Consider the following 21616-nt stretch of genomic DNA (forward strand, 5'->3'; position numbering starts at 1 on the left):
CCGGTTTCGCGCGCGTCGCTCCCGTACGATGCGCGCAGGTGCCGATCGTAACGATCGATCGGGTTGTGCTGCCGGTCATGCAGGCTGCCTTTCATGCAACGGTCGCTTTCACGTGCGCACGCAACGTGCACCGCCCCCGATCGGCACGTTGTTTCTCGCCTAGTCGTAGAACCCTGCATTCGCCACGCGCTCGCTGAATCCGTTGCCCCCGCCGATACCGCGCCGCCCGCGCATCGTTTCCACTCGTTTAGTAAATCTAATAAAAACATTACAAATCCGTTATTCGGATTGACAGCGAATTCATACGAATCCTAGTGTTACGACGCAACACGACAGCAACAACCCACAGCGATCCCGGGATTCGATCGTCGGGATCGTCAAGGCAAAAAGGCATCTCCGACTGGAGGGGACGATCATGAGTCGATTCACGACGCTCGCGGCGTTGCTGGTCGCGGCGTGCGCATTGAGCGGGTGCGGAGGCGGTGACGGCAGCGACGGAACGGCGGCGTCGATACTGGCCGCACACCCGGCGGAATCGTCGGCCGGTGCGGCCGACACGACCAACCTCGACGACAACCGCAGCCTGTCGTTGACGCAGTATGTCGACCCGCTGATCGGCACGCTCGCGAGCAATTCGCCGAACCCGGTGCCGGCGGGACAGGCCGGCAGCGTCGTGCCGGCCGCCGGGCTGCCGTCGGGCATGGTGCAATGGGCGCCCGACACCAACACCACGCCGGCGCCGAACGACAGCAAGGAACCGAACTCGCCGGCCGGCTATTACTACGACCTCCATTCGATCCAGGGTTTCAGCGTCACGCACATGCCGGGCGCCGGCTGCAGCGGCAACAACGGCGAATTCCCGGTCATGCCGACCACCGACGCGGCCCAGCTCGTTCCGACCTTCAGTCATGCGAATGAAACGGCCCGGCCCGGCTACTACTCGGTCGTGCTCGATTCTCAGATCAAGGTGGAACTGACCGCCACCCTGCGCACCGGCTTCGGCAGGTTCACCTACCCGGCCGGCAAACCCGCGCTGCTGGTACTCGACGCGACGCGCACCAATACGAAGACCTCGACCACCGGCGCGATTACGCAGGTTTCCGACAGCGCCATCTCGGGCAGCACGATCGGCGGCGGCTTCTGCGGCAACTCGGTGCCGGTACCCGTCTACTTCTATGCCGCGTTCGACCAGGCGTTCACGTCGGCGTCGATCTCGCACGGCGTGGCGCAGCTCGGCTTCCGTCCCGGCCAGGCGGTCAGGATGAAGATCGGCATTTCGTACGTCAGCGCCGCCAATGCAAAGGCCAACCTCGACGCGGAAAATCGCGGCTGGGACTTCGAAGGCGTGCGCACGCAGGCAGACAGAATCTGGAACGAGCGCCTCAACGCGATCCGCGTGGCAGGCGGGACGCTGGACGCGAAGAAGAAGTTCTACACGGCGCTCTATCACGCGCTGTGGGCGCCCAGCATCTTCAGCGACGCGAACGGCCAGTACATCGGCTTCGACAATACCGTGCACCAGCTCGCCAAAGGCCAGAACGCGCAGTATTCGTCGTTCTCGGGCTGGGACATCTACCGTTCGCTGATCCAGCTCAAGTCGATCCTCGCGCCGTCCGAAACCAGCGACATGATCCAGTCGCTGGTCAACGACGCCGATCAGTGCGGCGCGATTCCGCACTGGGTCAACGACAACGTCGAGGACGGCGTGATGCCGGGCGATGCCGGTTCGCTGATCGTTTCGAGCGCCTACGCATTCGGCGCGCGGCGCTTCGATACGCGCTCCGCGCTGCAGCACATGGTGAAGATGGCGAACATCCCCGGCACCGCCTGCAACAACGTGACCACCAACGGCGGCCGCGCGAGCTACCTGCAGGGCGGCTACATCACCGGCGGCGAGTGGGGGCAGGCTTCGTCGACGCTCGAATACACGAGCAGCGACTTCGCGATCTCGCGCTTTGCCGGCGCACTCGGCGATACCGCCACGCAGCGCATGCTGCTGAGCCGCTCGGCCTACTGGCAGAACCTGCTCAACACCGCGCTGACGCCGCCGCTGATCGCGGCGCGGCAATCGAACGGTGCGTGGATACCCGAAACGCCGGGCAGCGGCGACAACTACGTGGAAGGCAATGCCGAACAGTACACGTGGATGGTGCCGTACGACGCGGCCGGCCTGTTCGCGCAGCTCGGCGGCAACACGGCCGTGACGTCGCGCCTCGACCAGTTCTTCACGGTGCTCAATGCCGGCCTGAGCCTGCCGAATTTCTACATGGGCAACGAGCCGACCTTCGAGGTGCCGTGGCTTTACAACTGGGCCGCGCAACCGTCGGGCACGCAGCGCGTGGTGCAGCAGATCATGGCCAGCGCGTTCGGCACCGGCCCCGACGGCTTGCCGGGCAACGACGACCTCGGCGCCGTGTCGGGCTGGTATGTGTGGGGCGCGCTGGGCCTGTACCCGCAGATCCCCGGCGTCGCGGGCCTGGCGATCGGCAGCCCGCAGTTCCCGCAGATCGACGTGCGGCTCGGCAACGGCCACACCTGGCGGATCCGTGCCGCAGGCGCACCGGCCTCGAGCTACGTGCAGTCACTGTCGATCAACGGTCGTGCCCACCCTGCCGCATGGGTCGCCTATGACGACATCGCCGATGGTGCGACGCTGCACTTCGCGATGGGCAGCGCACCGTCCCGATGGGGCGCACAGGCGCAGCCGCCGTCGTTCGGCGTACCGGTGGCGCTCAACGCGGCCGACAGCTACAACAACCGTGGCTTCAGCATGGACGGTGCGACCAATACCGACGGCCAGGGCGCGGACTTCGACGGCAGCCTGTTCAGCTACTCGGTCAATGCGCTCGGCGCGGCGGGCGTGCAGCCCGGCAAGCCGTTCGCGGTGGCCGGCGCCACCGTGACGGTGGCGGGCGGGCCGCTCTCGCTCGACAACACCGTGACCGTCGGACAGACCGTGATGCTGCCGCCGGGATCGGCCGGCACCGGCGTCGTGGTGCTCGGTTCGTCCAACAACGGCCCGAGCAGCGGGATCGCGCAGCTGAACTTCGCGGACGGGTCGAGTCAGGCCGTCACGCTGGCCTTCGACGACTGGACCCTGAACGGCGGCAGCGCGAGCCCACGCTCGACGGTGGCCGTCACGATGGCCTATCGCAATGCCGGCAACGGCCAGCAGGACAACGTCAAGACCTACATCTTCGCGCAGAAGATTCCGGTGCCGCCCGGCAAGGTGGTGACGAGTATCGTGCTGCCGCGGCAGGTCAGCGCCGGCAAGATGCACGTGTTCGGTATCGGCATGACGGCATCGTGATGCCCGCATGACCGGCGGGGGCGGCACATCGCGCGCGACGATGTGCCCCCCGCCTCCTCCCGCTTGCCCGCGTCGCGGGTCCCGCCCCGATGGCGGCCGAATCCCTCGTCCGCCATTTTCCGTGCACGCCACGCTCACCGGCCTCGTTCGCCGTCGCGTCGTGCGAGACGGCACGAAACCGGTTCAAGCCGTGCGTCCCGCCATGTCGGTAACGCCGTGAACGCGCGAACGTGCCCGGCATCCGCCGCTGGCCCAACCGAATCCCCCGAACTGGCGCTACCGCCAAAAACGAGCGCTCACTAACGTGTCGATACCGCGTGCCGCATGCGCGCCAGCGCCTCGCGCACCGCCCACCATTCGACAGGAGACACGTTATGTCCGACACGCTCACCGCCCCCGTCACGGCCGCCATGCTCGCGGCGTTTTCCGACGCATTCAACCGGCATGACGCGAATGCATTGATGGGCTTCATGACCGAGGACTGCGTATTCGACGCGGCCGGCGGCCCCGACATCCACGGCACGCGCTTCGTCGGGCGCGACGCCGTGCGCGCCGCATTCGAAGCCGTGTTCAAGACCTTCCCCGACGCGCACTGGGGCCGCGGCCGCCACTACGTGACCGGCGAGCGCGGCGTGTCCGAGTGGGTGTTCACCGGCACGCACGCCGAAGGCTGGCGCATCGAGGCCGAAGGCTGCGACCTGTTCGAATTCCGCGACGGGCTGATCGCCGTCAAGCGTGCGTTCCGCAAGGAACGGCCGAAGCAGCCAGCCTGAGCGCACCACTCGGGGCCACCGTACCCGCACGCATTTTGAAACGAATCATTTCATTTCATTCCACATTTCCCCGCAGCAGGTGGAATGACTTGACCGGCTTTTCCCGGCAAATAGCATCTGGAACGAGACGTTCCGTTAATTGAACAATCGGAGACAACCCATGAGCGAACAATCCACTTCCCTGCGTGCATCGGTCAGCGGTCCGCAGGACATGACGCCGTCCGAAGCCTTCGTCGAGACCCTCGCGGCCAACGGCGTGACCGACATGTTCGGCATCATGGGCTCCGCGTTCATGGACGCGATGGACATCTTCGCGCCCGCCGGCATCCGCCTGATCCCGGTCGTGCACGAACAGGGCGCGGGCCATATGGCCGACGGTTATGCGCGCGTGTCGGGCCGCCACGGCGTCGTGATCGGCCAGAACGGCCCCGGCATCAGCAATTGCGTGACGGCGATCGCGGCCGCGTACTGGGCACACAGCCCGGTCGTGATCGTCACGCCGGAAGCCGGCACGATGGGCATCGGCCTCGGCGGTTTCCAGGAAGCGAACCAGCTGCCGATGTTCCAGGAATTCACGAAGTACCAGGGCCACGTCACGCACCCGGCGCGGATGGCCGAATTCACCGCGCGCTGCTTCGACCGCGCGCAGGCCGAGATGGGCCCGACCCAGCTGAACATCCCGCGCGACTACTTCTACGGCAAGGTCAAGGTCGAGATTCCGCAACCGCGCCGGCTCGATCGCGGTGCCGGCGGCGAACAGAGCCTCGACGATGCGGCCGCGCTGATCGCGCAGGCGAAGTTCCCGGTGATCATCTCGGGCGGCGGCGTCGTGATGGCCGATGCGATCGAGGAATGCAAGGCGCTCGCCGAACGGCTCGGCGCACCGGTCGTCAACAGCTACCTGCACAACGACTCGTTCCCGGCGAACCATCCGCTGTGGTGCGGCCCGCTCGGTTACCAGGGCTCGAAGGCCGCGATGAAACTGCTGTCGCGCGCGGACGTCGTGATCGCGCTCGGCTCGCGTCTCGGGCCGTTCGGCACGCTGCCGCAGCACGGGATGGACTACTGGCCGAAGGACGCGAAGATCATCCAGATCGACGCGGACCACAAGATGCTCGGCCTCGTGAAGAAGATCTCGGTGGGCATCTGCGGCGATGCGAAGGCGGCGGCCATCGCGCTCACGCAACGCCTCGAAGGCCGCACGCTCGCATGCGACGGCTCGCGCGGCGATCGCGCCGACCAGATCGCGACCGAAAAGGCCGCGTGGGAAAAGGAACTCGACGACTGGACGCACGAGCGCGACGCGTACAGCCTCGACATGATCGAGGAGCAGAAGCACGAGAAGCCGTTCAGCGGCGGCCAGTACCTGCATCCGCGCCAGGTGCTGCGCGAGCTCGAGAAGGCGATGCCCGAGGACGTGATGGTGTCGACCGACATCGGCAACATCAACTCGGTCGCGAACAGCTACCTGCGCTTCAACAAGCCGCGCAGCTTCTTCGCGGCGATGAGCTGGGGCAACTGCGGTTATGCGTTCCCGACGATCATCGGCGCGAAGGTCGCCGCGCCGCATCGTCCGGCCGTGTCGTATGCGGGCGACGGCGCGTGGGGCATGAGCCTGATGGAAACGATGACCTGCGTGCGCCACAACATCCCGGTCACAGCCGTCGTGTTCCACAACCGCCAGTGGGGCGCGGAGAAGAAGAACCAGGTCGACTTCTACAACCGCCGCTTCGTCGCGGGAGAACTCGACAACCAGAGCTTCGCGGCGATCGCGCGCGCGATGGGCGCCGAAGGGATCACGGTCGACCGCCTCGAGGACGTCGGCCCCGCGCTCAAGCGCGCGATCGACATGCAGATGAACGAAGGCAAGACCACGATCATCGAGATCATGTGCACGCGTGAACTCGGCGATCCGTTCCGCCGCGACGCGCTGTCGAAGCCGGTACGCATGCTCGACAAGTACAAGGACTACGTGTGAGCCCGCGTCGCTGACGCACCCGCTTCAGGCCGCGCGCATCGCCGCGCGGCCTGAACCCGGCCGGACGCCGTGCCCCGTGCGGGCCGCCGCATCCGGCCGTTTTTCCTTCCCGTGTTCCATTCCTCAGCGAGCGAACGATGAAAGCCCTCGACCGCATCCTCGAATCCGCGCGCCGCGCGCCGATGCGCATCGCGCTGTGCGAAGCGGACGATCCGCGCGTGCTGCACGCCGCCGCGCGCGCGACGCGCGACGGCATCGCGCGCATCGTGCTCGTCGGCAACCGTGCGGCCATCCACGCGGCAGCCGCGCGCGACGCGATCGATCTCGACGGCATGACGCTCGTCGATCCGGCCGACGCCCCGCAACGCGATGCGTATGCCGACGCGCTGCACGCGCTGCGCGCCAAAAAAGGCATGACCGCCGACGCAGCACGCGACGCGGTGCGCGATCCGTTGACGTACGCCAACCTGATGGTGCGGCTCGGCGACGCGGACGGCTCGGTCGCGGGCGCCGTGCATGCGACGGCCGACGTCGTGCGCGCGGCGATCCAGCTGATCGGCGTGGACCCGGCGTTCCGGATCGTGTCGAGCTTCTTCCTGATGATGCTGTGCGAACCGTTCCACACGATCAAGGGCGGGCTGATCTTCTCCGACTGCGCGCTCGTCGTCGATCCGGATGCCGGCCAGCTCGCCGAAATCGCGATGGCCGCCGCCGACAGCGCACAAGCGCTGCTCGGCGAGGAACCGCGCGTCGCGATGCTGTCGTTCTCGACGAGCGGCAGCGCGCATCACGCGGCCGTCGACAAGGTGACGGCCGCGACCGCGCAGGTGCGCGAACTGCGCCCCACCCTCGCGATCGACGGCGACGTGCAGCTCGACGCGGCGATCGTCGCGGAGATCGCCGAGCGCAAGATCGCGCATTCGCAGGTGGGCGGCCATGCGAACGTGCTCGTGTTCCCGAGCCTCGAGGCCGGCAACATCGGCTACAAGCTCGCCGAACGGATCGGCCGCGCGAAGGCCGTCGGGCCGCTGCTGCAGGGGCTGCGCCGGCCCGCGAACGACCTGTCGCGCGGCTGCAGCGCCGACGACGTGTATCACGTAATCGCGGCAACCACCGTACAGGCGCAGGCGGCCGCGCAACGCGCCGCGACCGGCGAGGCCGCGCCCGCATGACGGCAGACAAACTGGCGATCCTGATCGCGGTGATCGGCGCCGGCAGCTATTTCCAGACCGTCACCGGCTTCGGGCTCGGGATGATCGTGATGGGCGCGACGAGCGGCTTCGGGCTCGCGCCGCTCGCCACCGTCGCCACGCTGATGAGCGTCGTGTCGCTCGCGAACGGCGCGGCCGCGCTGCCCGGCCGGCTGCATCACATCGACTGGCGCGCGGTCGGCGCGGCGACGCTCGGCATCCTGCCGTCGGTGGTCGCGGGCGTGCTGCTGCTCGAATGCCTGAGCCGCTCGGCGGCCGACCTGCTGCAACTGATCCTCGGCGCGGTCGTGCTGTACGGCGGCCTGAGCGCGGCGCTGCGCCCGACGCCGCTCACGGCGCGCTCGGACAACCGCAGCTTCTTCGTCAGCGGCCTGTTCGGCGGGCTGCTGAGCGGCATGTTCGGCGTGTCGGGGCCGCCGCTGATCTTCCAGTTCTACCGGCAGCCGTTGACGCTCGTGCAGATCCGCTGCGCGCTGATCGTGCTGTTCACGACGACCTCGGCCACGCGTGTGCTGTACAGCGCATGCGAAGGCCAGATCGATCGCGACATCTGGCTGCTGGCCGCGATCGCGACGCCGGTCGTGATGCTGACGACGGTCGCCGCGCGCCACTATCCGCCGCCGCTGTCGCCGGTCGCGCTGCGCCGGCTCGCGTTCGGCGTGCTGATGGCGATCGGCATCGGGCTGATCGCGACGTCGCTGCCGCCGCTGCTGCGCGGCGTGTAGTGCCGCGCGGCGCACGCCGCATCGAACCCTCCGGCGCGCGGCATTCGCGCTGCGATGCGCACGCACAGTGCCCGCTTCACCGCCGCGCACCGATCCAGTGCGCGATTTCGACGAGCCGCTTCATGTCCGGCGCCGACGCAAGATCGATCGCGAGCCGGTGCCGGTAGTACGGGCCGAGATCGAGCCCGACGCCGAGCCCGAGGACGTCGACGCGGCCGGCCGCTTCCTGGCGCGCGACCACCTGCTTCAGGTGATTGTCGAGGTAGAACGGATCGTTCGCGAGCGCCGTCGCGCCGTCCATCGGGCTGCCGTCCGAGATCACGACGAGGATCTTGCGCGCTTCCGGCCGCGCCGCGAGCCGTGCACATGCCCATTCGACCGCTTCGCCGTCGACGCCCTCGCGGAACAGGTCGGCCTTGAACAGCGCGGCGATGCCCGTGCGCGCATGCCGCCAGCGCGTGTCCGCGTCCTTGAACACCAGGTGGCCGGTTTCGTTGAGCCGGCCCGGATGGCGCGGCTTGCCGCGCGCGAGCCAGTCCTGCCGCGCGCGGCCGCCGTTCCACGCGAGCGTCGTGAAGCCGAGCACTTCGGTGGCAAGGCCGGCGGCATCGCCGGCGCGGGCCAGCGTGTCGACCATCAGCGCGACGCCGTCGATCCACGTCTTCATCGATCCCGAGCAGTCGATCAGGAACGCCAGCGCGCAGTCCGCGTGCGGCCGCATGCGTTCGAGCCGGAACAACCGCCGTTCGGCCGGCGAGCTGACGAGCTGCGCGAGCCGGCGGCCGTCGAGGCGGCCGTGCTCCTCGCCGAACGACCAGCCGTCGGCCTGCGGCACGACGAGCGCCGCGCGCAGCACCCGTGCGAGCCGCGTGACGTTGATCCGCTGCGCGGCGACCTGACCGTCGAGCCGGTCGCGATACTCGCGCAGCAGTGCCGCGCGGATCTGCGCGGCCGGCCGGAGTTCGCGGTCGTAACGCGTCGTGTACGCGCGGTAGACCGCATCGCCGCCATGCAGCACGACGCTGTCGCCCGTTTCGACGAGTGCCGGCAGGTCGATGCCCGTGTCGTCGAAATCGACCCATAGCGAGAAATTCGTCAGCGCATCGTCCTGCTCGCGTGCGTCTTCCGATGCCGTTTCGACGACGGCCGCGCGCGCGTCGCGGATCATCGCCGCAATCCGGCGCGCGAGCGTCAGCGCGTGTTCCGCGAATGCGCGCTGATCGTGCCGGCAGCGCTTGAGCCCCGCGAGCGGCACGCCGATCTCCGGCACGATCGCCGCGCGCGACGCTTCGATCAGGTCTTCCGTTTCTTCGAGCACCGGCCAGCCGGTCAGCCGCGACCACGCGATCTGCGCGACCGTGTACACGAGGATCCCGACATGCGTATCGGCCTGCCCCGACCGGTGAAACGCGCGCGACCAGGTTTCGAAACGATGGCGCAGGTTCTGCACGACGCCGCGCATCACGGGTGACGCGAGCGATTCGCAGCGCAGTTGCTCGAGCATTTCGAACAGCACGCGTTCGACCGGATCGTCGCCGGACAACGCGCGATGCAGGTCGGCATCCGAATGCAGGATGCGCAGCGCGGCGCCGTCGGCCGCGCCGCGCCACGACGCGAGATCGTCGTCGGCGGCCTGCGCGCGCAGGTGCGGCGCATGGATCGGCAGCGGCCGCAGGTCACGGCATACGCGGCCCGCACGGTAATGCAGCGCCGCATCGCGAGTCAGCGCACGCACGGTCGACGCGCCCAACGCTTCGCGCGCCGACGCGCGACGTGCGGCGTCGCGATCGGCGCTCACCGCCCGGCTCCCGGCGCGCCGCCGCCGGCGCGCGACGCAACCGCCAGTTCCTCGCCGAAGCAGCGCTGGTAATACTCGGCGACGACGGGCCGCTCGGCGTCGTCGCACTTGTTCAGGAACGTGAGCCGGAACGCGAGCGCCGGATCGCGGAAAATCCGGCAGTTCTCGGCCCAGTTGATCACCGTGCGCGGCGACATCAGCGTGGACAAATCGCCGGTCGCGAAGCCGTTGCGCGTCAGCTCCGCGAGGCTCACCATCGATTCGAGCAGCGGGCGGCCGGCTTCGTCGGCGAGTTCGGGCACGCGCGCACGCACGATGCCGATCTCCTCGTCGCGCGGCAGATAGTCGAGCGTGGCGACCACGTTCCAGCGATCCATCTGCGCATGGTTGAGCATCTGCGTGCCGTGATACAGCCCGTTCAGGTTGCCGAGCCCGACCGTGTTCGCCGTCGCGAACAGCCGGAACGACGGATGCGGATGGATCACGCGGTTCTGGTCGAGCAGCGTGAACTTGCCGTCGCGTTCGAGAATCCGCTGGATCACGAACATCACATCGGGCCGCCCCGCATCGTATTCGTCGAAGATCAGCGCGACGGGCCGCTGCAGCGCCCACGGCACGATGCCTTCCTGGAACTCGGTCACCTGCACGTCGTCGCGCACGACGATCGCATCCTTGCCGACGAGGTCGAGCCGGCTGATGTGGCCGTCGAGGTTCACGCGCACGCACGGCCAGTTCAGCCGGGCCGCGACCTGTTCGATATGCGTCGACTTGCCGGTGCCGTGCATCCCCTGCACGAGCACGCGGCGGTTGCACGCGAAGCCGGCGAGGATCGCGAGCGTGACGTCCGGGTTGAAACGGTATGCGTCGTCGATATCGGGCACGTGGTCGTCGCGCGCGCTGAACGCGGGCACCATCAGGTCCGAATCGAACCCGAACCGTTCGCGGACCGACACCATGCAGTCCGGCTTGTTCGTCACCCCTTCCATTGCGTTGCGCTCCTGTCGTTGCCTGTCTTTGTCGGTGTTTGTCGGTGTTTGCGTGTCGCTACCCGATGCGCGGGCGTCGATCCTTGTTTACGGAACGATTCGTTCCACCGCCGGCAATCCGTGCCGGCTTGCCGCACCCGCCGCCCCGTGCGGCCGGCCTGTCGGGCCGTTCGGTACAATGGCCGCAGTCCAGTTTCCGGAACGCCTGCCATGCTGCCCGCGGATACGCCCACACTGCGCGCCTTCGCGCTGCTCGAACATCTCGTCCAGGCCGGCGATGCCGTGTCGCTCGCCGATCTCGTGCGCGAGGTCGATATCCCGAAGGCATCGCTGCACCGGATGCTCGCGTCGCTCGAAGCCGGCGGCCTCGTGATCCGCGAGCCGGGCCGCAAGAACGCGTATGCGATCGGCCCGCGCCTCGCCCGGCTCGGCACCGGCGTGATGCTGCATGCGGGCGCGCGCCGGCTTCGCCATGCGATCCTCGAACGGCTCGTCGCCGATCTCGGCGAAACCTGCAACCTCACCGCGCTGCACGACACGGAAGTCGTCTATCTCGACCGCGTCGAAGCCGACTGGCCGCTGCGCCTCGACCTGAAGCCCGGCTCGCGCGTGCCCGCGCATTGCAGCGCGAGCGGCAAGCTGCTGCTCGCGCTGCTGCCGCGCGACGAGCGCGCCGCGCTGGTGCGCGCGCTGGCGCTGCCGCGCTACACGCCGAATACGATCTCCGATCCCGAACTGCTCGAAGCCGAACTCGACCGCACCGCGCACAAGGGCGTCGCGATCGACAACGAGGAATTCGTCGCGGGCATCGCGTGCATCGCGGCACCGGTCGTCGGCGACGACGGCGCGTGCATCGCCGCGGTCGCCGTGCATGCGCCCGTGTCGCGCGCGCCGCTGTCGCGGCTGCTCGACTGCGTGCCGCGCCTGCAGGAAGCGGCCGGCGCGCTCGCGGCGACCTTCTAGCGCCGCGCGGCAGCACGCGCGCAACGTCATGACGCGCGCTGGTAGTAGATGTTCTGCGGATGCCGCGCATCCGCGAAGAAGAACCAGCGTTCCGCGACCAGCCCCGCATACTGGATCACGAATGCCGCGCCGAGCACGACGGCCGCCGCGACCGACGTCGGCGCGAGCGCGCCCGCGCCGGTCAGCACGAACGGCACCGCGAATGCGCCGGTCAGGAAGCCGGCCTTCACCACACGCAGCGCGCCGTTGCCCTGCCCGTGAAAGAACTCCCGCGTATTGAACGCACTGGCCGTGAAACCGCGCGACTTCTGTTCGACCTTCTCGTGGCGAATACCGGTCGCGCTCTGCACGGTCGACTTCGGCCGCAGCCGCGCATTGCGCGCGAGCGACGCGAGCCGTGCGACGCAGCCCGCGAGCGTCAGCACGCACGCGGCCGCCGCGAGCCGGCCGACCAGCGCCGGCGCGAGCCAGGCGGCGCAAGCCGTCGCCAGCGTGCAGCCCGACGCGCAGCCGAGCAGCACGAAGTTCACGAGCGTCAACGGGCTCGCCCATTCCTGCAGGAATCGCAGGCACGCGTAGATCATCGCGGTACACACGAACAGCGCGACGCTCGCGAGCGCGCCGGCCGCGCCGATCAGCAACGTGCCGTGCCAGCCGAACAGGTGGGCCACGCCATACGCGAACGCGCACGCGAGAAACACCGGCAGCGCGATGCATTCGCGCGACAGCCACGACGTGCGCCACATCGCGATCGCGCGCCACGCGCGTTCGGGGTGGCCGAGATGGAAGAACGACGCGAACAGGCCGAGCACGCCGAGCGCGACCGACAGCGCGGCGCCCGTCACGTAGAACGCGGCGGCCACGTCGACGCCGGCCACGCGCGCGAGCGCCTCGACGCTCACGAGCGTCAACAGCAAACCCTGTGCGGCGCCGCACAGCGTGGTGAGGAAAACGACCGAAAAGGCTGGACGCATGGCAACTCCGTCTGGTTCTGGATGAAAAGCGCGGGGCTCAGCGCTGCGTCGCGAGCGACACGAGATCGACGTCGCCACGCGCCGCGCGGGCTTCGAACGAGTCGCTCCCGTCGCGGCCGGTCGACCCGCTGCCGCATGTGCCGCCGCTGCCGCATGCGCACGATGCTTCGGTCTTCACGCGCGGCAGGTAATGGTTCGACGGCCGCGTGCCCCATTCGGGCATCAACGCATAACCGCCGCGTTCGCGGATCGCGCGCGACACGTCCGACTCCGGATCGTGCACGTCGCCGAACAGCCGCGCCGACGTCGGGCATGCGAGCACGCACGCGGGTTTCCGGTCGCGTTCGGGCAGTGCGTCGTTGTCGATGCGGTCCGCGCACAACGTGCACTTCGTCATCTCCTTGCGGCCTTCGTCGAGTTCGCGCGCGCCGTACGGGCACGCCCACGCGCAGTACTTGCAGCCGATGCACTTGTCGTAGTCGACCAGCACGATCCCGTCCGACTTGCGCTTGTAGCTCGCGCCGGTCGGACAGACGGGCACGCACGGCGGATCCTCGCAATGCAGGCACGACTTCGGGAAATGGATCGTGTCGGTCATCGGGAACACGCCCGCTTCGTACGTCTGCACGCGGTTGAAGAAGGTGCCGGACGGATCGTCGTCGTACGGGCGCAGATCGGCGAGACTGCCGGCTTCGCCCGACGTGTTCCATTCCTTGCAGCTCGTCACGCAGGCATGGCAGCCGACGCACACGTTCAGGTCGATGACGAGGGCCATCTGGGTCATGGTCGTGCTCCTTCGATCAACGGTCGTCAGGTTTCGGGCCGGCGGAAGTCGCGCGCCGCAGCCGCGCGGCGAATGCGCCGGTGCCCGCGAAATACGCCTGCACGCGCTGCAGCACGCGCGGCGTGCCGGGCAGCGCCGGCATCGGCGCGAACTGCGGCAGCGTGGTCGCCGCATCGGCTTCGGCCGGATAGATCCGCACCTGCACGTCGTACCAGCCGGCCTGCCCGGTGATCGGATCGGAGTTCGACATCCGCGCGCCGTCACGCGCCGCATCCGGCAGTTCGTCGGTAATGACGTGGTTCAGCAGGAAACCGCGCTGCGACTCGCCCGCCTGCGGCCCGAGGTTCCACGCGCCGGCCGCCTTGCCGATCGCGTTCCACGTCCACACGGTGCCGGGCTCCACGGCCTCGCTGTAGCGTGCGCGGCAACGCACCTTGCCCCACGGCGATTCGACGTAGATCCACGCGCCGTCGTCGATCTGCTGCGCGGCGGCCGTCACGGGGTTCACGAACAGATGGTTCTCGCCGTGGATCTGTCGCAGCCACGCGTTCTGCGAATCCCACGAGTGGTACATCGCCATCGGCCGCTGCGTGATCGCCGCGAGCGGATAGCGGCCCGTGTCGGTCAACCCGCTTTCGAGCGACCGGTGCCAGAACGGCAGCGGATCGAAATAACGCGCGATGCGTTCGCGCAGATGGTCAGGCGGCTGGCGGCCCGACGTGCGCCCCTGCGCGGCGAGCCGGAATTTCTGCATCACGTCCGAGTAGAGCTGGATCACGATCGGCACGCCGAACTTGCGCATCCCGTTGTCGACCGCCCACTGCATGTAGGGGCCGTTGCAGTTGCGCATGTACTGCAGCGGCTCCGGCAACCGGTGGTGGTACACGCAGTTGTTCTCCGCATAACGCTTCCACTGGTCGGGGTTCGGCTCGCCGACGACGGCCTTGTCGCCGTCCTTGCCACGCCAGCCGATCAGGAAGCCGGTGCCCGAATCGGGTGCGGTCTGGAAGTTGACGACGAAATCCGGATAGTCGCGGTACTTGCGCTGCCCGTCCGCCGTCGTGAAGGCCGGAAACTTCAGCCGGCTCGCGAGCTCGATCAGCACTTCCTGGAACGGCTTGCACTCGCCGGTCGGCGGCACGACGGGCACGCGCACCGAGTCGACCGGGCCGTCGAATTCGGAGATCGGCCGGTCGAGCACCGACATCACGTCATGCCGTTCGAGGTAGGTGGTGTCGGGCAGGATCAGGTCGGCGAACGCCGTCATCTCCGACGCGAACGCATCGCACACGACGAGGAACGGGATCCGGTATTCGCCGTCGTCGCGCTTGTCGACCAGCATCTTGCGCACTTCCGTCGTGTTCATCGACGAATTCCACGCCATGTTGGCCATGAAGATCAGCAGCGTATCGATCGGATAGGGATCGCCGCGCCACGCATTGGTGATCACCGAATGCATGAGCCCGTGCACCGCGAGCGGGTATTCCCAGGAGAACGCCTTGTCCAGCCGCGCGGGCGTGCCGTCCGGATGCACGAACAGGTCCTCGGGGCCGGCGGGCCAGCCGAGCGGGCCGGTCGCAAGCGGCGTGTTCGGCCTGATCTGGCCGGGATCGTTCGGCGGTTTCGCCGACGGCGGCACCGCGCGCGGATACGGCGCCTTGTGCCGGAAGCCGCCCGGCCGGTCGATCGTGCCGAGCAGCGACATCAGCACCGCGAGCGCGCGGATCGTCTGGAAGCCGTTCGAATGGGCGGCGAGCCCGCGCATCGCATGGAACGCGATCGGCACGCCCTTCACCGTCGCATGTTCCTTGCCCCACGAGTCGGTCCAGCGCACCGGCAGCTCGATCGCATGCTCGCGCGCGACCGTCTCCATCTCGCGTGCGAGGCGGCGGATCGTGTCGGCCGCGATGCCGGTGATGTCGGCCGCCCACTCGGGCGTGCAACCGGCCACCTGTTCGCGCAGCAGCGTGAACGACGGCGCGACGGGCGTGCCGTCGCCGAGCGTGTAGCGGCCGTCGAGCGCCGGTTCGGCGCCTTCCGTGTGATGCAGCACCGCGCGGTTCGTCTTCGTGTCCCACCACATCCGGTTCTGCGGATACAGCGCGTTGACTTCCGGCGCGCCGGCGTCACGCACGAACAGGCCGAACGTGTCGGCGCCTTCGCGCTGGTCGACCAGCTCGGCCGCGTTCGTGAAGCGCGACACGAATTCGAGGTCGAACGCGTCGCGCGCGATCAGCTCGTGCATCAGCGCCATGAACAGCGCGCCGTCGGTGCCGGGGCGAATCGGAATCCATTCGTCGGCGATCGCCGCGTAGCCGGTGCGCACCGGATTGATCGCGATGAAGCGGCCGCCCGCGCGCTTGAACTTGCCGAGCGCGATCTTCAGCGGATTCGAATGGTGGTCTTCCGCGGTGCCGATCATGAAGAACAGCTTTGCGTGGTCGAGATCGGGCCCGCCGAATTCCCAGAACGAGCCGCCGATCGTGTAGATCATCCCGGCCGCCATGTTCGCCGAACAGAACCCGCCATGCGCCGCATAGTTCGGCGTACCGAACTGTTTCGCGAACAGGCCGGTGAGCGCCTGCATCTGGTCGCGGCCGGTGAACAGCGCGAACCGCTTCGGGTCGGTCGCGCGCAGGTGCGCGAGGCGCTTTTCGAGCACGTCGAACGCGACGTCCCACGACACCGGCTCGAACTGCGCGTCGCCGCGCTCGGCGCCCGGCTTGCGCATCAGCGGCTGCGTGAGCCGCGCGGGCGAATACTGCTTCATGATCCCCGACGAACCTTTCGCGCAGATGACGCCCTGGTTCAGCGGATGCTCCGGATTGCCGTCGATGTAACGCACCTCGCCGTCGCGCAGGTGCACGCGAATGCCGCAGCGGCACGCGCACATGTAGCACGTCGTCGTCTTGATATCGGCCTGCTCGTCGCGCTCGCGTGCCCGATGTTCCATCGTCTGTCCTCGTTCGCGGATGAGGGCGCCCCCCGCGGGGCACGCCCGTGAATCGATTCGTCCATGCTAGTCGCGCCGGCCGCCGACATAAAGTCGCATCCTCCGATCGGTTCTATCGCGCGGCCCGATAGTTGGCCGCGCGATCCATCGGGCCGCCGCCGGCGCCGCATGCGCAAAGACCCGGCTTGCGTGCCGGGCCTTCGACGTCATGCGTTACCGGGCATTACCGCGGCGGATACGCGAGCAGTTCGCTGTCGTCGAGATGCTCGCGGCGGCTGCGGCGCGTGAGCCCGTAAGCGACGACCAGCACGGCGAGGCTTGCGACGCCGAGCCACAGCGGCTTGCGCTGGTCCGGGATGAACGCCATCGCGACGAGGATGCCGACCATGCCGACGATCGCGACCCAGGTGAGGTACGGGTACGCCCACATCCTGACGCGCAGCTTGCTCGCGGCCACCGGGTCGAGACGCTTGCGCAGGCGCAGTTGCGAGAACGCGATCAGCACGTACACGAACAGCGCGACGGTGCCGTACGAATTGACGAGGAACGCGAACACGGTATCGGGCGACACGTACGACATCACGACCGACACGTAGCCGAACACCGTGCCGAGCAGGATCGCGCGCACCGGCACGCCGCGCTTGTTGACCTTCGCGAGTGCGGCCGGCGCATCGCCGTGGCGGGTCAGTGCAAACAGCATCCGCGACGCCGCATAGAGGCCCGAGTTGAGCGCGGACAGCACGGCCGTCAGCACGATCGCGTTCATCACGTTGGCGGCGGCCGGCAGGCCCATCACTTCGAGCGCGCTGACGTACGGCGTGGCCATCTGATGCGAATTCCACGGCACCAGCGCGACGACGAGCGCGACCGAGCCGACGTAGAACACCAGCACGCGGGTGATCACCGAATTGGTGGCCTTCGCGACGGCTTTCGCGGGCTCCTTGGCCTCGGCCGCCGCGATCGTGACGATCTCGGCGCCGAAGTAGAAGCCGGTGGCCGCGACCGCCCCGCTCATCACCGGCCCGATGCCGAGTGGCATGAAACCGCCGTGGCCGAGCAGCGTCGGCAGCACGGAAGTCGTGTGCATCGACGCGGGCCACAGGCCGAGCACGTAGAGGCCGCCGAGGAACAGGAACACGATGATCGCGCCGACCTTGATCGACGAGAACCAGAACTCGAACTCGCCGTAGCTGCCGACCGAGATCAGGTTCGTGAGCGTCAGCACGACCAGCAGCGCGAGGCTGATGAGCCACGCCGGTGTGTCAGGCAGCCAGAACTGGATCAGCTTGGCGCCGGCGACCGCTTCGAGCGCGACGACGATCACCCAGAAATACCAGTACATCCAGCCGGTGAGGAAACCCGCCATCTTGCCGGGCCCGCGCCAGTTGCCGAACGCGAGGCGCGCGTATTCGTAGAACGAGCCGACGGCCGGCATCGCGCAGGCCATCTCGCCGAGCATCCGCATCACGAGCACGACCAGCCCGCCCGTGATCAGGAACGACAGAATCGCGGCCGGCCCGGTCTGCTGAATCACCACGCCGCTGCCGACGAACAGCCCGGCACCGATCACGCCGCCAAGCGCGATCATCGTCATGTGGCGCTGCTTGAGCCCACACTTCAGGTCACTCTGGTTCATCGAGGGTTGCATGTCTTCTCCATATCCAGTTGTCCGGACGCCGCCCGCGCCACCGTCGGGTGAACGCGGGCGCCGCCGGCGACGGCGCGTGCAGGGGCGCCTGCAGCCCCGGCCGCACGGATTTCCGTTGCTTTTCTTGTGTTGGACGGCCCGGCGCGCGTTGCATCACGCCGGGCGATGTGCACTGCCTTCAGGGCTTTTTCAGGGCTTTTCGTCGTTCCTGAAGTACGACAGGTAGAGCATCCGCTGCCCGATGCGCCGGAACGGCGCGAACGGGTGGCCGGGCAGCGGCGACGTGAAGATCGGCAGCGTCTGGCGTGCGCCCTTCCCCGCGATCTGCTCGGCCAATCGGCGGCCGGCCTGCTGCGAATACGACACGCCGTTGCCGCCGTAGCCGAGCGCGTAGTACACCGACTGGCGCGGATCGGGCTGGCACACGCGCGGCATCATGTCGTGGCTCACGTCGACCCAGCCCCACCACGAATAATCGATCTGCACGCCGCGCAGCGCGGGAAACTTGCGCGCCATCCCTTCCTTCAGCAATTCGACATGGCGCGGGTTCGGCGCATCGTCGCCGGTGATCGCGCTGCGGCTGCCGATCTGCAGACGGCGATCGGGCAGGAAACGGTAGTAGAAGCGCAGCGTACGCGTATCGGTCAGCACCTGCGTCGTGCGGAAATTGCACGCGTCGATTTCCGCGTCGGTGAGCGGGCGCGTGACCATCGAATTCGACAGGATCGGCATCACCTTGCTGCGCAGCGACGGATGCAGCGTCTGCGCCGTGTACGCACCGGTCGCGATGCCGACCGCCCGGGCACGCACGACGCCGCCGGGCGTGCGCAGATGGTGCACGCCGTCGATCGTCTCGAAGCCGAGCACCGGGCTGCTCGTATGCACCTTCGCGCCGGCTGCGCGCGCGAGGCGCAGGTAGCCGAACGCGAGCTTCAGCGCATGGATGCCGATGCCTTCCGGCTCGTGCAGCGCGCCGGCCGCCTCGTGGTCGTTGATGAATTCACGGCGGAAGGTTTCCGCGCTCAGCAGTTCGGACGGGTAGCCGAACACGTCCTTCCACACCTTCGCCTCGGCCGCGAGCTTCGCCATGATGCGCGGACGGTGCGCGATCAGGAAATGGCCGCCCGGCTGCGGATCGCAGTCGATTTCCGACACCAGCGACTTGAAGTGTTCGAAGCCTTCGAGGATCTCGTCGTGCATCTTCAGCGCGACGTCCTTGCCCCAGCGCTCGATCCACTGCGAGCGCGACAGCCGTCCCGATGCGTTCTGCCCCTGCCCGCCGTTGCGGCTGCTGCAGCCCCAGCTGGTGCGGTTGGCCTCGAGCACGACGGCCTTGATGCCATGGTCCCGCGCGAGGCACAGCGCGGTCGCGAGGCCCGTGTAGCCGGCGCCGATGATCGCGACGTCGACGTCGAGATCGCGCGTGACGGGGCCGTCGTCGGGCGGCGGGTTGCCGGCCGTCGCGACCCAGTAGGTCGGCGCGTACTGCTTGCCGCAACCTGGCCCCGGCGACACGAGCGGATCGTAGGTCGGGTCGTAACGCGTATCGTTCGACCGGCCGCCGGCAAAACCGCTCGCGGTGCGTTCGATGGAAGGGGTCGACATGGTCAGACCTCCGATGCGGGCTTGCCTGCCGCGCCGCAACGGGCGCGCGAGGCGATTCGACTGACTGATGCGGGGCGTACGCTCGCCGGGCGGGCGAATGCTGCCGACTGCCTGTTGGTCATGCCTGTCTCCTGATCGTTCTCTTCGGGTCGATCGTGTGCAGATGCTTCAATGCGGCGATCTGTCGAGGAAAGTGTAGGCAGGCCGTTTTTTGGCAGGTAGGGCCAGTGGGCCGGATTCGCTTGGACCAGCGTGCGAGGGTGCCGAACGGCGGGGAATGGCAGGCGACCGCGGGCGGGCGGCGGCAGTCGCGGCGCGGGCTCGCCCCCGGACAATCGGGAGCCCGAACGGCGGGCAGCAGCGGACGAGCGGTTGGCGACAACGATCAGCGGCGCGGACACGGGCGCCGCCGACTGATGATCGACGACCGCCAACCGCCCCGTCGAAACGGCCCCGCGCCCCGCCCGCTCCCTCCGCCCCTCCCGCCGTCACATCGCGCGCACCGCGACCTCGGCCACGCTGCCGCGCTTCTCGATCGCCCGCGCGGACACGATCGACAGGAGTGCAGACAACATCACGTACACCCCGACGAGCCACGGCGCACCGCCGTTCACGCGCAGCAACGCGGTCGCGACGATCGGCGTCAGGCCGCTCGCGAAGATGCCCGACACCTGGTAGACGAACGAAATGCCCGTGTACCGCACGTTCGCGTCGAACAGCTCCGCGAACAGCGCGGCCTCGGGCCCGTACGCCATCGCGTAGAAGATCCCGAACGGGATCACCAGCGCGAGCCATACGGCGAGCAGGTTCGACGATTGCGTCTGCAGCAGCCAGAACGCGGGCAGCACCGACAGCCCGCACAGCGTCGCGCCCCACCGGTACACCCGCGCGCGGCCGAGCCGGTCGGACAGGCTGCCGAACACGGGGATGAACCCGCACATCACGACCGCCGCGCTCATCACGCCGAGCAGCGCGTCGCCGCGCGAGATCGACAGGTTGCGCGTCATGTAGCCGATCGAGAACACCGCGAACACGTTGAAGAACACGCCGTCGATATAGCGCGCGCCCATCCCGAGCAGGATCGCCTGCCGGTAGTTGGCGAGCAGTTCGACCACCGGCAGCTTCGTATCGCGCCGCTGGCGCTTGAGCGCGACGAATTCGGGCGTATCGGCCACCCGCGTGCGGATGTAGAAGCCGACCGCGACGAGCAGCAGCGACGCCGCGAACGCCACGCGCCAGCCCCATGCGAGGAACGCGGCGTCCGGCAGCACGCGCGACAGCGCCGCGACCACGCCGGCCGCGAGGCACAGCCCGATCGCGAGCCCGATCTGCGGCAGGCTCGCGTACAGCCCGCGCCGGTGCGGCGGCGCATATTCGTACGCCATCAGCACCGCGCCGCCCCACTCGCCGCCGAGGCCGATGCCCTGCAGCACGCGCAGCGTCAGCAGCAGCACCGGCGCCCACATGCCGATCTGCGCGTAGGTCGGCAGGAACGCGACGCCGGCCGTCGACACGCCCATGATCAGCATCGTCAGGATCAGCGCGGACTTGCGCCCGACGCGGTCGCCGAGATGGCCGAACAGCAAGCCGCCGAGCGGCCGCGTGACGAAGCCGACCGCGAACGTCGCATACGCGAGCATCGTCGACACGAACGGGTCGCCCGCCGGAAAGTACTGCTTGTCGAACACGATGCCGGCGACCACGCCGTACAGGAAAAAGTCGTACCACTCGACGGTCGCGCCGATCACGCTGGCCGCGGCCACGCGTCGGACGACCCGGGATTCGATTGCCATGCGAGCTTCTCCAGGTAAGGATGCGCCGCAACCTGCCCCGACGCCGTACCGGCGGGGGCATCGATGAACGCGCGGCGGCCGTCCGGGCGCAGGCGCACGGGCCACGCGGGGAGAT

At 68.4% G+C, this 21616-nt stretch carries 14 protein-coding genes; 6 read left to right on the forward strand and 8 right to left on the reverse strand.

The window, feature by feature from the left end:
* Positions 1-415 precede the first annotated feature (415 nt).
* The 5 genes from ABIC51_RS08370 (at position 416) to ABIC51_RS08390 (ending at position 7997) form a co-directional block, all read left to right on the forward strand.
* Positions 416-3310, forward strand: coding sequence for a GH92 family glycosyl hydrolase (locus ABIC51_RS08370; RefSeq protein ID WP_226128911.1), 2895 nt, complete (start codon positions 416-418; stop codon positions 3308-3310).
* A 374-nt stretch (positions 3311-3684) separates the two neighbouring features.
* Positions 3685-4083: a nuclear transport factor 2 family protein gene (locus ABIC51_RS08375; protein WP_060085058.1), complete on the forward strand. Its 399-nt coding sequence runs from the start codon at positions 3685-3687 to the stop codon at positions 4081-4083.
* 160 nt (positions 4084-4243) lie between these two features.
* Positions 4244-6061, forward strand: a complete 1818-nt coding sequence (gene xsc, locus ABIC51_RS08380) for a sulfoacetaldehyde acetyltransferase (protein ID WP_175853741.1) — start codon at positions 4244-4246, stop codon at positions 6059-6061.
* A gap of 137 nt (positions 6062-6198) precedes the next feature.
* Complete coding sequence (gene pta / locus ABIC51_RS08385; RefSeq protein WP_060357636.1) at positions 6199-7233, forward strand: phosphate acetyltransferase; 1035 nt, start codon at positions 6199-6201, stop codon at positions 7231-7233.
* Positions 7230-7997 carry a sulfite exporter TauE/SafE family protein gene (locus tag ABIC51_RS08390; protein ID WP_027791255.1) on the forward strand — a complete coding sequence of 256 codons (768 nt, stop codon included), beginning with the start codon at positions 7230-7232 and terminating at the stop codon, positions 7995-7997. Before pta ends, ABIC51_RS08390 begins: the two co-directional genes overlap by 4 nt.
* Positions 7998-8073: 76 nt before the next feature.
* Here the strand turns inward: ABIC51_RS08390 and ABIC51_RS08395 are convergent, their stop codons facing one another.
* Positions 8074-9795 (reverse strand): cobaltochelatase CobT-related protein, encoded by a 1722-nt coding sequence (locus ABIC51_RS08395; protein WP_334053927.1) that lies wholly within the window; start codon positions 9793-9795, stop codon positions 8074-8076.
* A complete protein-coding gene (locus tag ABIC51_RS08400) occupies positions 9792-10781 on the reverse strand; it encodes an AAA family ATPase (RefSeq protein WP_027791253.1) in 990 nt (329 codons plus the stop codon). The genes ABIC51_RS08395 and ABIC51_RS08400 overlap by 4 nt, the downstream gene beginning before the upstream one ends.
* Positions 10782-10991: 210 nt before the next feature.
* On the opposite strand from ABIC51_RS08400, the gene ABIC51_RS08405 reads away from it, so the two are divergent.
* On the forward strand, positions 10992-11744 hold the full coding sequence (locus ABIC51_RS08405) for an IclR family transcriptional regulator (protein WP_021157633.1): 753 nt from the start codon (positions 10992-10994) through the stop codon (positions 11742-11744).
* A 26-nt stretch (positions 11745-11770) separates the two neighbouring features.
* On the opposite strand, the gene ABIC51_RS08410 is transcribed toward ABIC51_RS08405, so the two are convergent.
* The 6 genes from ABIC51_RS08410 to ABIC51_RS08435 all read right to left on the reverse strand — a co-directional run bounded on the left by ABIC51_RS08410 (position 11771) and on the right by ABIC51_RS08435 (position 21501).
* On the reverse strand, positions 11771-12718 hold the full coding sequence (locus ABIC51_RS08410; protein WP_226128915.1) for a dimethyl sulfoxide reductase anchor subunit family protein: 948 nt from the start codon (positions 12716-12718) through the stop codon (positions 11771-11773).
* Between the two features lie 37 nt (positions 12719-12755).
* Complete coding sequence (locus ABIC51_RS08415) at positions 12756-13502, reverse strand: 4Fe-4S dicluster domain-containing protein (RefSeq protein ID WP_226128917.1); 747 nt, start codon at positions 13500-13502, stop codon at positions 12756-12758.
* Between the two features lie 16 nt (positions 13503-13518).
* Positions 13519-16455, reverse strand: a complete 2937-nt coding sequence (locus ABIC51_RS08420) for a molybdopterin oxidoreductase family protein (RefSeq protein ID WP_226128919.1) — start codon at positions 16453-16455, stop codon at positions 13519-13521.
* A 223-nt stretch (positions 16456-16678) separates the two neighbouring features.
* Complete coding sequence (locus tag ABIC51_RS08425; protein ID WP_060373048.1) at positions 16679-18103, reverse strand: amino acid permease; 1425 nt, start codon at positions 18101-18103, stop codon at positions 16679-16681.
* A 189-nt stretch (positions 18104-18292) separates the two neighbouring features.
* Positions 18293-19708 (reverse strand): NAD(P)/FAD-dependent oxidoreductase, encoded by a 1416-nt coding sequence (locus tag ABIC51_RS08430; protein ID WP_021157628.1) that lies wholly within the window; start codon positions 19706-19708, stop codon positions 18293-18295.
* A 488-nt stretch (positions 19709-20196) separates the two neighbouring features.
* Positions 20197-21501 carry an MFS transporter gene (locus ABIC51_RS08435; RefSeq protein ID WP_027791248.1) on the reverse strand — a complete coding sequence of 435 codons (1305 nt, stop codon included), beginning with the start codon at positions 21499-21501 and terminating at the stop codon, positions 20197-20199.
* Positions 21502-21616: the final 115 nt, after the last annotated feature.

Source organism: Burkholderia sp. 572 (assembly GCF_040545135.1).
Taxonomy (GTDB): Bacteria; Pseudomonadota; Gammaproteobacteria; order Burkholderiales; family Burkholderiaceae; genus Burkholderia; species Burkholderia cepacia.

Coding starts and splice junctions, on each gene's coding strand:
- ABIC51_RS08430 (WP_021157628.1), bottom strand. CDS start 19,708: ATGTCGACCCCTTCCATCGAACGCACCGCGAGCGGTTTTGCCGGCGGC.
- ABIC51_RS08415 (WP_226128917.1), bottom strand. CDS start 13,502: ATGACCCAGATGGCCCTCGTCATCGACCTGAACGTGTGCGTCGGCTGC.
- ABIC51_RS08435 (WP_027791248.1), bottom strand. CDS start 21,501: ATGGCAATCGAATCCCGGGTCGTCCGACGCGTGGCCGCGGCCAGCGTG.
- ABIC51_RS08420 (WP_226128919.1), bottom strand. CDS start 16,455: ATGGAACATCGGGCACGCGAGCGCGACGAGCAGGCCGATATCAAGACG.
- ABIC51_RS08425 (WP_060373048.1), bottom strand. CDS start 18,103: ATGCAACCCTCGATGAACCAGAGTGACCTGAAGTGTGGGCTCAAGCAG.
- ABIC51_RS08370 (WP_226128911.1), top strand. CDS start 416: ATGAGTCGATTCACGACGCTCGCGGCGTTGCTGGTCGCGGCGTGCGCA.
- ABIC51_RS08400 (WP_027791253.1), bottom strand. CDS start 10,781: ATGGAAGGGGTGACGAACAAGCCGGACTGCATGGTGTCGGTCCGCGAA.
- ABIC51_RS08390 (WP_027791255.1), top strand. CDS start 7,230: ATGACGGCAGACAAACTGGCGATCCTGATCGCGGTGATCGGCGCCGGC.
- pta (WP_060357636.1), top strand. CDS start 6,199: ATGAAAGCCCTCGACCGCATCCTCGAATCCGCGCGCCGCGCGCCGATG.
- ABIC51_RS08405 (WP_021157633.1), top strand. CDS start 10,992: ATGCTGCCCGCGGATACGCCCACACTGCGCGCCTTCGCGCTGCTCGAA.
- ABIC51_RS08375 (WP_060085058.1), top strand. CDS start 3,685: ATGTCCGACACGCTCACCGCCCCCGTCACGGCCGCCATGCTCGCGGCG.
- xsc (WP_175853741.1), top strand. CDS start 4,244: ATGAGCGAACAATCCACTTCCCTGCGTGCATCGGTCAGCGGTCCGCAG.
- ABIC51_RS08410 (WP_226128915.1), bottom strand. CDS start 12,718: ATGCGTCCAGCCTTTTCGGTCGTTTTCCTCACCACGCTGTGCGGCGCC.